The sequence below is a fragment of the Sulfuriflexus mobilis genome, from assembly GCF_003967195.1.
In the GTDB taxonomy this organism is placed as follows: Bacteria; Pseudomonadota; Gammaproteobacteria; order AKS1; family AKS1; genus Sulfuriflexus; species Sulfuriflexus mobilis.
Map to the genome: position 1 here is coordinate 2,996,443 of NZ_AP018725.1, position 12,144 is coordinate 3,008,586.

General features: G+C 56.1%; 15 protein-coding genes. 5 read left to right on the forward strand and 10 right to left on the reverse strand.

From position 1 onward, the window contains the following. Positions 1–56 precede the first annotated feature (56 nt). Positions 57–737 (forward strand): OmpW/AlkL family protein, encoded by a 681-nt coding sequence (locus EL386_RS14990; protein ID WP_126457023.1) that lies wholly within the window; start codon positions 57–59, stop codon positions 735–737. A gap of 339 nt (positions 738–1,076) precedes the next feature. On the opposite strand, the gene dtd is transcribed toward EL386_RS14990, so the two are convergent. From dtd to EL386_RS15020, 6 genes are all read right to left on the reverse strand, one after another. Then, positions 1,077–1,547, reverse strand: a complete 471-nt coding sequence (gene dtd, locus EL386_RS14995; protein WP_126457024.1) for a D-aminoacyl-tRNA deacylase — start codon at positions 1,545–1,547, stop codon at positions 1,077–1,079. Next, positions 1,544–2,506, reverse strand: a complete 963-nt coding sequence (gene pip / locus EL386_RS15000) for a prolyl aminopeptidase (RefSeq protein ID WP_126457025.1) — start codon at positions 2,504–2,506, stop codon at positions 1,544–1,546. Before pip ends, dtd begins: the two co-directional genes overlap by 4 nt. 4 nt (positions 2,507–2,510) lie before the next feature. Continuing rightward, on the reverse strand, positions 2,511–3,068 hold the full coding sequence (locus EL386_RS15005) for a hypothetical protein (protein WP_126457026.1): 558 nt from the start codon (positions 3,066–3,068) through the stop codon (positions 2,511–2,513). A 328-nt stretch (positions 3,069–3,396) separates the two neighbouring features. After that, positions 3,397–4,782, reverse strand: a complete 1,386-nt coding sequence (locus tag EL386_RS15010) for an HDOD domain-containing protein (protein ID WP_126457027.1) — start codon at positions 4,780–4,782, stop codon at positions 3,397–3,399. A 145-nt stretch (positions 4,783–4,927) separates the two neighbouring features. Further along, complete coding sequence (locus tag EL386_RS15015; protein WP_126457028.1) at positions 4,928–6,079, reverse strand: phospholipase D-like domain-containing protein; 1,152 nt, start codon at positions 6,077–6,079, stop codon at positions 4,928–4,930. A gap of 8 nt (positions 6,080–6,087) precedes the next feature. Beyond that, positions 6,088–6,285: a hypothetical protein gene (locus EL386_RS15020; protein ID WP_126457029.1), complete on the reverse strand. Its 198-nt coding sequence runs from the start codon at positions 6,283–6,285 to the stop codon at positions 6,088–6,090. A gap of 81 nt (positions 6,286–6,366) precedes the next feature. Between EL386_RS15020 and EL386_RS15025 the strand changes: the two genes are divergently transcribed. Together EL386_RS15025 and EL386_RS15030 are read left to right on the forward strand one after the other, a co-directional pair. Next, the gene (locus tag EL386_RS15025; protein WP_197722119.1) at positions 6,367–7,191 is read left to right on the forward strand and encodes a DUF2797 domain-containing protein; all 825 of its coding nucleotides are present in this window, start codon (positions 6,367–6,369) and stop codon (positions 7,189–7,191) included. A gap of 72 nt (positions 7,192–7,263) precedes the next feature. Beyond that, the gene (locus tag EL386_RS15030) at positions 7,264–7,596 is read left to right on the forward strand and encodes a PilZ domain-containing protein (RefSeq protein ID WP_172597755.1); all 333 of its coding nucleotides are present in this window, start codon (positions 7,264–7,266) and stop codon (positions 7,594–7,596) included. Positions 7,597–7,635: 39 nt separating this feature from the next. Here the strand turns inward: EL386_RS15030 and EL386_RS15035 are convergent, their stop codons facing one another. Then, entirely contained in the window at positions 7,636–8,352 is a 717-nt protein-coding gene (locus EL386_RS15035; RefSeq protein WP_126457031.1) for a hypothetical protein, read from the reverse strand. A 97-nt stretch (positions 8,353–8,449) separates the two neighbouring features. Next, on the reverse strand, positions 8,450–9,244 hold the full coding sequence (locus EL386_RS15040; RefSeq protein ID WP_126457032.1) for an Hpt domain-containing protein: 795 nt from the start codon (positions 9,242–9,244) through the stop codon (positions 8,450–8,452). 148 nt (positions 9,245–9,392) lie between these two features. Between EL386_RS15040 and arsJ the strand changes: the two genes are divergently transcribed. After that, positions 9,393–10,595, forward strand: coding sequence for an organoarsenical effux MFS transporter ArsJ (arsJ, locus tag EL386_RS15045; RefSeq protein WP_126457033.1), 1,203 nt, complete (start codon positions 9,393–9,395; stop codon positions 10,593–10,595). Here the strand turns inward: arsJ and EL386_RS15050 are convergent. Next, complete coding sequence (locus EL386_RS15050; RefSeq protein ID WP_126457034.1) at positions 10,592–11,110, reverse strand: 2OG-Fe(II) oxygenase; 519 nt, start codon at positions 11,108–11,110, stop codon at positions 10,592–10,594. The genes arsJ and EL386_RS15050 overlap by 4 nt on opposite strands. Positions 11,111–11,112: 2 nt before the next feature. After that, positions 11,113–11,313: a DUF2788 domain-containing protein gene (locus EL386_RS15055; RefSeq protein ID WP_126457035.1), complete on the reverse strand. Its 201-nt coding sequence runs from the start codon at positions 11,311–11,313 to the stop codon at positions 11,113–11,115. Positions 11,314–11,530: 217 nt separating this feature from the next. On the opposite strand from EL386_RS15055, the gene EL386_RS15060 reads away from it, so the two are divergent. After that, on the forward strand, positions 11,531–12,028 hold the full coding sequence (locus tag EL386_RS15060) for a peroxiredoxin family protein (protein WP_126457036.1): 498 nt from the start codon (positions 11,531–11,533) through the stop codon (positions 12,026–12,028). Positions 12,029–12,144 lie beyond the last annotated feature (116 nt).

Consider the following 12,144-nt stretch of genomic DNA (forward strand, 5'->3'; position numbering starts at 1 on the left):
CTAAGGTAAATTAGCAAATACTTATTTATACATATTATTTGAACGGAGATTAACCCATGAAGTATTCCCTGAAGCGTGCCCTGCCCGCCGCCATCGCCCTGAGCCTGGGCATGACCGCCCTGCCTGCCGCCGCCTACGAGGCGGGTGACTGGGTGGTACGTGCCCGCGTGATTTCTGTCAGCCCGGATGAGGACAGCAGCGCTATTTCGGCATCGGCCGTCCCAGGGGCCGTCGCCGGCTCGGGGGTCTCGGTCGACAATGACGTGGTGCCCGAACTCGATTTCACTTATATGCTCGACCCGCACTGGGGCCTGGAACTCATCCTCGCCACCTCTAGTCACGACGCGGATGCCAATGGCACCCTCACCGCCCTGGGTAACATCGCCGATGCGAAAGTACTGCCACCGACCCTGACCCTGCAGTACCACTTCCTGCCGAAGAGCAATATCCGCCCGTATGCCGGTGTCGGTATCAACTACACCTACTTCTATGACGAAAGCGTCGAAGATGTACTTGATGCACCCGGTGCCAGCGTTGACTTCGATGACTCCTGGGGTCTTGCCGCACAGGTCGGTGTCGATGTCGACATCAACAAGGACTGGTTCGTGAACTTTGACGTCAAGTACATCGATATCAGTACCGAGGCCACCTTCAAAAATACAACCCTGGGTACGGTCACCGCCGATGTCGACATCGACCCCTGGGTCTTCGGTATTGGTATCGGTACAACGTTCTAAACGTTCTAACAGTAAGCTGAGTCTGCATATTTTAAGGCCGGGCAAATGCCCGGCCTTTTTTGCCTCGAACCATCGGAGATGGTTGAGGTACTCACAATTGCCCTGACCCACTGGAAGTGGGTAGGGTATCCATAATGAACCTGAAAGGTTCTATGGTGTAAACCCGTTAGGGTTCTGTGCGTGGTGAACTTGGTAACCTAGAAAGCTTACAAATACGCGAAACCATAAACTCCACAGACATCGGAGATGGTTGGGATCATAGATGCCTTTCAGGCATCATCATGAATACCCCACTCACTGTCCCAGTGAGGTCGGCGGCTCAAAGAAGCCATTCAGGCTTCATTTTGAGTGCCCTACTCCTCCGGAGTCAGGACAAACCTGCAGCCAGAACGTCACCGGGCCATCATTGGTCAGGTTGACCTGCATATCCGCCCCAAACTCGCCGCTGGCCACGTCCGCATGCAAGCCTTTGGCCTTGTTAAGAAGAAATTCAAACAAGACCTTGCCGTCTTCCGGTGCTGCCGCCGGGGAAAAACTCGGCCGCGCACCCTTTTGTGTATCCGCAGCCAGGGTGAATTGTGGCACGAGCAATAAGCCGCCACCGGTATCGCGCAGGCTCAGGTTCATCTTGTCATCCGCGTCGGCAAACACACGGTAGCCGAGCAGGCGATCCAGCAGGCGCTCGGCCTGTGCCTTGGTGTCCCCCTTCTCGACGCCCACCAGTACCAGCAACCCGGGGCCGATCTCACCGATGGTCTGCCCTGCGACCGCCACCCTGGCCTCACACACACGCTGTAATAAACCAATCACGCCGCGCCCAGGTTTATTTTCCTGGCCATATCCCGCGTCGCGCTGACCAGGGCATCGACAATACCCGGCTCGGAGGCGGCGTGACCGGCATCGGGGATAATATGCAGGTCGGCCTGTGGCCAGACAGTATGTAGGGCCAGGGCGTTATCCACCGTGCAGACCACATCGTAGCGACCGTGCACGATCACACCCGGAATATCCTTTAATTTGTACGCATCGCGCAATATCTGTCCAGGTTCAAGAAAGCTGTCGTGCATAAAGTAGTGGCACTCGATGCGGGCCATGGCCAGGGCAAAGTGGGCACCGGCGAAGGTCGATGCGGTCTCTTTGCAGGGCAACAGGCTGATCGTCCGCCCCTCCCACAGTGACCAGGCCCGCGCCGCTTCCAGCCTTACCGTCTCGTCATCACTGGTCAGTAGGCGGTAGTAAGCGCTCACCATATTGTTGCGCTCGGCCTCCGGTACCGGTGCCAGGTACTGCTCCCAGTACTCGGGAAAGATGCGCCCGGCACCGTGCTGGTAGAACCAGTGGATATCCTGCGGCCGGCAGAGAAAGATGCCGCGCAGGATCAGGCCAAGGACCTTTTCAGGGTGCGCCTCGGCATAGACCAGCCCCAACGTCGAGCCCCAGGAACCGCCAAACACAACCCAGGCCTTGATGCCGAGGGCCTTACGGATGGCCTCAATATCATCGACCAGGGCCTGGGTCGTATTCCCGCCCAATTCCGCATGCGGGGTCGACTGACCCGCACCGCGTTGGTCAAAGAGGATGATGCGATACACGGTCGGGTCAAAGAACTGCCGGTGGTATGGCAGACATCCCGCACCCGGCCCGCCGTGCAGAAACAGCACCGGCAGTCCCTCCGGGTTGCCGCATTCCTCTATATACAACTCATGTGGCGGCCCGACCGGCAGGCGCCGGCTTCGATACGGCTCCAGCGCCGGATACAATCCCTGCACCGTCTCAGGCCACCTTGCCCTTCCAGCCTATCGCCGCGGCAATACCCGCAAGTAGCAGACCGAGCAGGATCAACACCGGGCCAACCCCCGTGCCGAGCAAGGTACCGGCCCAGGCCAGGTTAAACACCACCACGAGGTACAGGAGCCCGGAATGCAGCAGGGTGCCAAGGATAAATACCGCCGAGATTAGCTGCTTGAAGCGCAGCCCCACACTCAGGAACACGAGTACGACACCGACGACGATATTCAGCAGGGCCTCAAGGTTGCCGTGTGCATGCGGGCCACCCTTGATTGCCGTATTCGGCAACTCGGCATTGAACTGCTTGTTCAGGGCCAGCAATGCTGCGGCATTGGCACGCGCGATCTCGGCTGCCGTCATCGGCTCGAGGGTCTCGGCATTCTCAAAACCACTATCGGCAGCAAGCTGCAGGGCACCCATGTGTTGCTGCTTTCCAGCCTGTGCCTCGCCGATCGCCGGCAGGTTGTTGACCATGACCGGGCCGAGAGCGGCGGTCAGTACCAGATACAGAAAACCAAAAACAATATTGTATTTTCCCGTCATGTCCGTTCTCCTGATTATCCTTGTTTCGTCTCAATGTCTCGAATGACGAAGACCTTTATGGGTAAATATCCTACAGGTATCACCTGTAGTCTCCGACAGCCAACAGCGACCGTCACGTGCATACTACACCTCGTCAATCTCCTTCCAAAAGAGCGACGTTACCGAACCCGGCCCTCCTTGGCCGGGTTTTTTTCTAGTGTCAGTTGTTCTGTATTACTGACACTTATGAGTACTTTATTATGCCCGTGTTATACCATGGCAGAGGGTGGCTGCATGCACTGCGATAAGGGGACAATAATATAAAGCGGATCCAGGCAGGGCGAATGGCTCAGGCGGCCAGATGGTGGACCATGGTATCCAGCGAGGTACTGCAATCCATGATGTTCTGACACAGGCGCTGTACGCCCTCCCGCTCCAGGCCTAGTGTCCTGAGCAAAGCCTCTGGGATCTCATCACTCGCCTCATCACCGATATCATGCTGTTTTAATAGCCGGTTGGCCAAAAAGATAAGCAACACCTCGCTGCGGTGCTGGCCGGTATAGGAGACATCATGGTGGTGCCGGATACTGCGGACAACGACCGGGGGCAGGTCCCAGCGGCGCATCAGGTCGGCACCCAGCTCAGCATGGGTCATGCCGTACAGCTTGCATTCGAGTTGCCAGACAGGCTTCCCGGCTTGCTGCTGCGCCAGCATTTCAAGCTCGGCGTGTTCCTCTCGGAAACAATGATTCAGGATCAGCATACCCACATTGTGCAGTAGCCCGGACAGGTATACGCCACCCGGTTTCAACTTCATATGGGCGGGCACTTCGCGGGCCAGGCCCTCTGCCAGCGTCGCGCAATAGACGGCATGACGCCAGACACGATCCGTACCAAACCGCCCCTGTTGTTTGCCGGTAAACACCTTGCCGGCGGCCATGCCAAGGGCAATATTGTTCGCCATATCGACGCCCAGGACACTGTAAATAGCCTCGTCCAGGCTCTCGATCTGCCCCGAGTAGGCAAACCAGGGTGACTGCGCATAACGCATGATCTGTGCGCTGATTGCCGGGTCGCTCGCCACGACGCGTGCCACATCGGCAGGCATGGTCTCGGGGTCACTGCTAAGGCGCAGCAACTGTGCGACCACATCCGGCATGGGTGGTAAATCCTGCAGGTTCCCCACCTTTTCTCGCATCATGCGTGCGCGGGATTGCACTTTCTGCACCTCGACACTGGCCGTACCCGTATTCATTGCGGCCCTTGGCGCATTCTCGAGGGTAAAAGACAGTTGGGTCGCAGAGGCCTGCAAGCGCATAAAGTCCTGCCTGCATACCTGCAGCAGGCCCTGGCCACTGCCATCTGGCAGGAAAATCCTCTCGCTGTCGGCAAAACTTGTATCCAGTAGCGTGGCGACCCCGTATAAGGGCGCCAGCGGCGGGATCGCGCCGATATGCATAGCGCCAAAGACCTCGGCTGACTCCTCCGGCCAGGCCAGCTCAAAATCCCTCGACAAGGCCTGTTTCAGAGCCACGAAATCAATGCTCTTCCCCACTGGCAGCACGGCCATAAGGTAACCTTTTGCATCGCGCAGTAAAGTGGCTCGGGCAAACTGATATAGCGGGATAAACAGCTGCCGGGCAACCTGTTCAAGGGACAGCGCAGGCGGGTGGGGGATATGCTCACAGTGAATGCCGCACTTTTGCAAGAATACCCTGACTATTTGAGTGCTCATTCAGATCCTACAAATTACTTAATACAATCATTCTAATTGATTATTATTACAGGGGTTATTGATTTTCACAAGGCCTTACATACATTATTAAAGGGGGCATTTCTGGGGTGAGTCTGGCCCGAGTACTATCCGGGTCATCGCGGTATTAACGCCAGCGGTGGCGATCCAGCCAGTTGGCGACCTTCGACCAGAAATATTGCTGTAGACGGGTCAAGGTATTGCGTTGTTGCCAGGCCGACAGCGCCAGGGCCCGGCTCTGCTCAAAATCGGTGATAAACTGTCGACAGACCTGTTCGGCAAACCCCGCCGAGTGTATGGCCAGATTCGCCTCAAGGTTCCAACGCAGGGTCCAGCGGTCAAAATTGCTCGAGCCCATGGTCACCCAGTCATCACAGAGCAGAATCTTGCTATGCAAGACCTGCGGCTGGTACACATAGATCTTCACACCCTTACGCAGCAGACCGGCGTAGTGGCGCTGTCCCGCCAGGTTCACCGCCGGGTGATCCGACTTCCCCGGCACCAGCAGACGCACATCGACACCACGTCTTGCCGCCAGCAACAGGGCACGTCGCAGGCGGCGTACCGGGATAAAATACGGTGTCGACAGCCATACCTGTCGCCTGGCCTGGCCGATCGCCCGCATCACACTACTGCGAATCGCCTGGCCACCAAAACCATAACCCACCAGCAACTGTGCAGGCACATCGCCCCTGGCCAAATCCGCATCCCGGAATTGCTCCGCGGGACCAACCCCGGTCAGTTGCTGCCAAAGACGATCAAACACCTGCTGACAATCGAGCAGTACCGGTCCCTGGATCGCCAGCATGGTTTCACGCCAGGCCGGGGCCTGCCCACGTTCGATAAAGGCATCGGTGATCCCGGTCCCACCAGTAAAACCGTAGTGGGCATCAATAAGCAGGAATTTACGGTGATCCCGGGCGATATTTTTTTTCCAATGAGACAGGGGGTACCAGCGCAAGGGGTTATAAAAGACCAGTTCAATCCCGGCGTGACGAATTTGTTCGCGGTCACGTAGCGCCAGGCCACGCGCGCCAAAATCATCCAGCAATAAACGTACGTGGACATCCCGCTCGACCGCGGCACTCAGCGCCTGGATAAAATCCGTGGCCACCTGTCCGGATTCAAACAGGTACATCTCCAGACAAATCGACTCTTGTGCGGCCTTGATCGCCGCCAGCATGCGTGGCAAGAACACCTTGCCATTAATCAGCAACTCAAACTGGTTGCCCTCGCGAAGGGGAAAATGGCTCGCCATCGATTTCTTTTTGCCCGTCATGGACAAGCCTAGCCATTACGCGCCATGTAGATCAGCAGAATAATAAACAACACCATCCCGCCGATCGGCAGCAGGAAACCCGCCCAGTCTTTTTTCGCCTGTTGGCTGCGCTCCCAGGTGGCCTTAATACCGGGACGGAACAGAAAGATCAGGCCCACGACCAAAACGCCGATTAAGAGTTTTTCCCAGAGCTCCAGTGCCTGCATGTATAATCTCCTGTCTATCTAGCGAGTTAACACAGACTCACAACGAGTCCGTTAACCATCATAACGAGGTCGGAGTAAACAATGAAGCTTGCCGGTCACTTGCGCAAGATGCGCGTTAGCCTGGAGTCACCCGTTACCTACACCCTACTGGTCGATAATGAGGCCGAGACTCTTAATCCGCATGTCGGCAAACGCCTGCGCATGGCATATAGCGGCGATATTCACTGCCTCGCCTGTGGTCGCAAAACCAGCAAGAGTTATAGCCAGGGACATTGCTACCCCTGTTCACAAAGCCTGGCCTCCTGTGACCTGTGCATCATGAAGCCGGAGACCTGCCACTACGCGGCCGGCACCTGTCGTGAACCGCAATGGGGTGAACAAAACTGCATGCAGGCCCACTACGTCTACCTGGCCAATTCCTCTGGTATCAAGGTCGGCATTACCCGCGCGCCGCAAATTCCCACGCGCTGGATTGACCAGGGTGCCAGCCAGGCCCTGCCGATCTTTCGCGTCTCACACCGCTACCTCTCAGGCCTGGTCGAGGTCGCCATGAAAGACCATGTCTCGGACCGCACAGACTGGCGTCGTATGCTCAAGGGTGCACCGGAGGCCGTGGACCTGGCGGCACAGCGTGATGCCCTGTTTACGCAGACCCGTGATGCCGTGCAGGCACTGGCAAGTCGCTTTGATGACAATGCCATCGAATGGCTTGATAACGCGCCGATCGTCGAAATCGACTATCCGGTGCATGCCTACCCCGACAAGGTCCGCTCACTGAACTTTGACAAGACGCCGCTCATCGAAGGCACCCTGCAGGGCATCAAGGGACAATACCTGCTCCTTGATACCGGTGTATTGAATATCCGTAAGTTTGCCGGTTATTATGTCGAGGTAGAACTCGATTAAAAACGCCGGGATGACCTAAGCGATTAGGGGCAGGGACGCCCGGGCAGAGGGCTATCACTAATGGAGGAGAGTATGTCTGAAGGTCATCCTGAACCGGCACACAACAAACGTGTATTTCCGCGCATGGTGGCGACATGCCCGGTGCTCTACCGTACCCATGAAGAAGAACGCTGGTGCGTGGGCATGTTACTCGACTTTTCAGCCACGGGTGTGCTCATGACCTGCAACCGAGACCTCCCGATCGGCACCTTGATCAGCCTGCGCCTGGAGCGCGGCCGTCATCGCGACCTGCCGGCCCTGAGCGGCTCGGGCAACATCGTTCGTTGTGACAAGCTCTCGATAGTAAAATATGAAGTGGCCTGCAAACTGACTCACATCGACCCACCTGACAAGGCCGGCAGCTAGCCTGATACCGGCCCTTTATAGCAGCCATTGGCGAAGACCCTAGTTAACCGATAAGTGGCTGGTGTCGATTTGGGCCGGCGGGACCTCTTCGCCCTCCACCAGTCGTACCCCCGGGGCATCCATAGACATGCTGTTAGTATCAATGTTGGCCGGCGGGGTCTGACTCGGCTCGACCAGGGTAATACCCACCTCGGCCATGTCTATGCCGTTAGTATCAATGTCGGCCTCGATCACGTCCTCGTGCTCGGCCAGTTGTACACCGGGCTCGGCCATATCCATACTGCCGATATCAATGTTCGCCTCCGGCACAATCTGTTGCTCGACCAGTTGCACACCAGGCGCGGCCATATCCATACTGCCGGTATCAATGTTCGCCTCCGGCACAACCTGCTGCTCGACCAGTTGCACACCGGGCGCGGCGATACTAATGGCTGATGATGGGGCTTCTGACGGCGCGGTTTGTGGGGTGACAGGGCCAGTCGCGGGAATGACGGTCTCTGCCTTGGCGGGTGCCTGGCCCGACGACATGTCCTGCACTTCGCAGATCGCACCGGCGCGCAGCATGGTGGACTGGTATTTTTCGGCCATCGCCTGGTCGACCTGTTTTTTCAGGATCAGGCGTCTGCCACAAAAGAGTTTATCAACCTGCTCGGGTGCCAGCTTAAACAGGCGCGCCACATTGCCCTTGACCATATCAAGCTCGGCACCATCGATAATGCGCCCACTGAAGATCACCTGATATTGCCCTTCTGCCATTTTCGCTCCAGTTTAAGTTTTCTTGAGGTTTATTCGTCTCTGAGGAAAATAGTAGTCACTGGCTGGGCATTTATCAATCTGTAATGCGATAGGTCGCTTACTGGCTATGTTGGGTCTTGATGATTTTCTCAACCGTCTGTGAAATCGCTGTCGACATATTGGCATCTTTTTTAATGACATAATCAGGGTCACTATCACGCCCGCAAGACTCAAGGTCTTTCGAGGTTAATAACACGCTGGGGATATTATGATTACGCCGCTTTGACAAGCGTAATGCGGTGATCATGGCAAAACCATTGAGATCGGGCAGCTCCATATTAGAAATAATAAAGTCGAAGTTTTCATGCAACAACCTGCCCAATGCATGATAACCACTTTCGGCAAATGATAAGGTCACCGTGTCATTATCCAGGGCGGATATACACATCTGCTGGTGCAGGCCCGGGGCCATTACCAGCAGCCCACTAAACTGGTAGTCACAGCCCTTGCCGCGTAGCTTATCCAGCTCGTCTTCAATAACGGTAAAGTCTTCACCGCCGGTATTGATCAAGTCGAGTGTTTGTCGCAAGACATCGATAAAACGCAGCCACACCACCACCTTGTCATGATTGAGCAAAGACTGTTTGTCCTCGACCTTGACGATCTCGTCTTCAAGGGCATGACAAACTGTTGAGATGATCGGCAACCCATGGGTACCGGCACTGCCTTTGATACTGTGCACATGGCGATAGAGTGACTCGTACTGCTCGGTGAATGCCGCACTCTTCTCCAGTTCGAGGATTATCCCCTCCACCTCCCCAAGCCGCGAGGGTAACTCGGTGACAAAGTCAGCACGCAACAATGCCAACATCTTGCTGACATCCGGGGAGGGAGTTTTGCTTTTATCAACCATTAACTGACTCTAGTACAAGGTTATAAGACCGACAACGAGGCCGCCCCCTATATTATCGACGGACAGGCGAGAGACTTTAAATAACTCTATTATTTTTTTTATGGCTTTTAGCCTGCCGGACATTTTTTTTCGATAAACTATACAGACGATGCGCGACTACAAACACTTTCACTACGGCCTTATCACACTATTGTACTGGTTGTTCACCCTCAGCGATGGCGCGTTGCGCATGCTGGTATTGTTGTACTTTCACCAGCTGGGTTTCGATGCCTTGCAGATTGCCTCACTGTTTCTCTTCTACGAAGTCTTTGGCATCGTCACCAACCTGGCCGGGGGCTGGATTGCCGCGCACACGGGGCTGCGCCTGACCCTGTATGCCGGGCTTGGTCTGCAGGTGATCGCACTGGGTATGCTCGGCCTGATGGATCAGGCCTGGTCGCAGGGGCTACTCATAGTCTATGTCATGGTTGCCCAGGCCCTGTCCGGGATCGCCAAAGACCTGACCAAGATGAGTGCCAAGAGCGGTGTCAAGCTGGTGGTGGAGAGTGATCGGCCCGGTCACCTCTATCACTGGGTGGCCCTGCTTACCGGCTCAAAAAATGCCCTGAAGGGCCTCGGTTTCTTCCTCGGCGGCCTGCTGCTTTCGACGATCGGCTTCCAGGCCAGCCTCTTCAGCATGGCCGCGGTCCTGCTCGCCGGCCTGCTCATTCTTGCCCCGGCGCTGCCAGGTGAATGGGGACAGGCCAGTCGCAAACCGAAATTCAAACAACTTTTCTCAAAGAGCCATGAGATTAACCAGCTGTCTGTGGCCAGATTCTTTCTGTTTGCGGCACGGGATGTCTGGTTTGTCGTTGGCCTGCCGCTTTATCTGGCACAACAGCTGAACTGGTCACCACCCCAGGTCAGTGGCTGGCTGGCGACCTGGGTGATCGGCTATGGCGTCGTCCAGGCCATGGTGCCGCGCTTTATCCGGCGCGGCCAGCACCCGCATGGCGGCACGGCCTTGAAGGTGCTCGGCTGGTTGATCCTGAGTCTCGGCCTGTTGCTGGCCTTGCTGCAGTCCGGTCTCTCCCCGGCACTGGCCATTTTTGTCGGTCTGGCCTTGTTCGGCATTGTCTTTGCCATCAACTCCGCCATCCACTCTTACCTGATACTGGCCTATGCCGAACATGACGGGGTTACACTGGATGTGGGTTTTTACTATATGGCCAATGCCGCCGGCCGTCTGCTCGGTACGATCCTGTCGGGGCTATTGTTTACACAGTTTGGGCTGACCGGCTGTCTGCTCGGCGCTGTGGGCCTGCTGCTCGGTGCGCTGGCCTTTAGCCTGCGCCTGCCGCGCGCCCCTTAACTCTGGCGGGCCGGACCAAAATTAAAGCCCACTGACAGGCGCATCTGCTGGCTCAGATTTTTGCTCACGGCGTGAGGCATGTCGGGGGGGAAACATACCAGTCGGCCGGCATGCGGACTCAGTGTATAAGGCCCCGTCTGCGATTCCAGGATCAGGTCACCGGAGCCCTGCGGGGCGGTCACGTAATAGACAGCAGAGAGACGCTCATCGTCATCATCGTGGGTATGTATCTGGGTGCTCTGTCCGGGTGACATGGCGTTAAACCAGAATCCCGCCTGCAAGGCTTGTGGGTCGCCGAGAAATACCTGCGCGGCAGCAATCGCCTGCTCGATGACGTTTGCCATCGCCGGCACCTGCTCGGTGCCCAGATAGATATTCTCAAACCGACCATCAATAAAGTGACTGCGCTGGACGTCGGCATCACCCTGGTGAAGCATGAAATCACGCAGGATGTCACGATTCAGCATCTCGGTCCCGACCAGTTCCTGAATAAAGACACCCTTGGGCAGTGGCATGTTTACAGTCCCAGTAACTCGACGAGTATGGATTTGGCGATTACGCCAACAAAGCCCAGTCCCAGGCCAATAAACAGGATGATAAATCCATAGCGACCCGCCTTGGACGCCTCACCCAGTTTATAAATAATATATAGCATATAGAGGATCAGCCCACCGACGCAGATGATCAGGGCATACTCTTCGAATACTTCAATACTCATAGTTGCTATCCCACCGGGATGTTTGCCTCGACTGGACGGGCGGCCAGTATAGCATATTAGTAAACCCTTATATTCTCCTGAGGCCCTGACCTGTAACCACCCTGCCCCTGCTGCTATTCTGGGCACGAACCCCAGAGGACAGTAACAGTCCCGGAACCAACAACCCGCAGACCTGTCAAAGCTTTTAGTTTTGCTACCCACACAGAGAAACTCCGATATGCCAAAAATAACCCTTGCAGCGATCTACACGCTCCTCCTCGCCAGCCTGCTCGTGTTCGCCGCCAGCAGCCAGGCCGCCGGCCTGACGGATTTTACCGGGACACCGCGCAGCATTGAGGACTATAGCGGCAAGGGAAAATGGTTGGTGGTCATGTTCTGGGCCTCCGACTGCCATATCTGCGCCAGAGAGGCCCACGAATACGTGGCACTTCATGACAGGAACAAGGATGGTAATGCCCGCGTACTCGGCATCACCATCGATGGCCTTGCCAATAAAGAGGCGGCGCAGGGCTTTGTCGATGAGCACAAACTCAACTTCCCAAACCTTATCGGTAACGCCGAGGATATTGGCGCCATGTATTACGATATGACCGGCGAGTTCTGGGTCGGCACGCCCACCTTCTTCGTCTTTGACCCGACAGGCAAACTGCGCGCGGCACAGGCCGGAGCGGTACCTGCCGAGGTCCTGGAAAGTTTTATTGCCGAGAACAGTTAAAGAACAGTTAATATGGATTGATGCTTGATGATCACCTTCATCAAGCATCAATCTACGTCGGTCCCTCTCGCACTGTCTCATAGAACCCCTTTGGGTTTCATTATGAGTACCCTACC

Excerpts from the sequence above, each read along its gene's own strand:
- EL386_RS15030 (WP_172597755.1), top strand. The coding sequence starts at position 7,264 with ATGTCTGAAGGTCATCCTGAACCGGCACACAACAAACGTGTATTTCCG.
- EL386_RS15010 (WP_126457027.1), bottom strand. The coding sequence starts at position 4,782 with ATGAGCACTCAAATAGTCAGGGTATTCTTGCAAAAGTGCGGCATTCAC.
- arsJ (WP_126457033.1), top strand. The coding sequence starts at position 9,393 with ATGCGCGACTACAAACACTTTCACTACGGCCTTATCACACTATTGTAC.
- EL386_RS15035 (WP_126457031.1), bottom strand. The coding sequence starts at position 8,352 with ATGGCAGAAGGGCAATATCAGGTGATCTTCAGTGGGCGCATTATCGAT.
- EL386_RS15050 (WP_126457034.1), bottom strand. The coding sequence starts at position 11,110 with ATGCCACTGCCCAAGGGTGTCTTTATTCAGGAACTGGTCGGGACCGAG.
- EL386_RS15040 (WP_126457032.1), bottom strand. The coding sequence starts at position 9,244 with ATGGTTGATAAAAGCAAAACTCCCTCCCCGGATGTCAGCAAGATGTTG.
- EL386_RS15055 (WP_126457035.1), bottom strand. The coding sequence starts at position 11,313 with ATGAGTATTGAAGTATTCGAAGAGTATGCCCTGATCATCTGCGTCGGT.
- EL386_RS15015 (WP_126457028.1), bottom strand. The coding sequence starts at position 6,079 with ATGACGGGCAAAAAGAAATCGATGGCGAGCCATTTTCCCCTTCGCGAG.
- EL386_RS15025 (WP_197722119.1), top strand. The coding sequence starts at position 6,367 with ATGAAGCTTGCCGGTCACTTGCGCAAGATGCGCGTTAGCCTGGAGTCA.
- EL386_RS15060 (WP_126457036.1), top strand. The coding sequence starts at position 11,531 with ATGCCAAAAATAACCCTTGCAGCGATCTACACGCTCCTCCTCGCCAGC.
- EL386_RS15020 (WP_126457029.1), bottom strand. The coding sequence starts at position 6,285 with ATGCAGGCACTGGAGCTCTGGGAAAAACTCTTAATCGGCGTTTTGGTC.
- EL386_RS15005 (WP_126457026.1), bottom strand. The coding sequence starts at position 3,068 with ATGACGGGAAAATACAATATTGTTTTTGGTTTTCTGTATCTGGTACTG.
- EL386_RS14990 (WP_126457023.1), top strand. The coding sequence starts at position 57 with ATGAAGTATTCCCTGAAGCGTGCCCTGCCCGCCGCCATCGCCCTGAGC.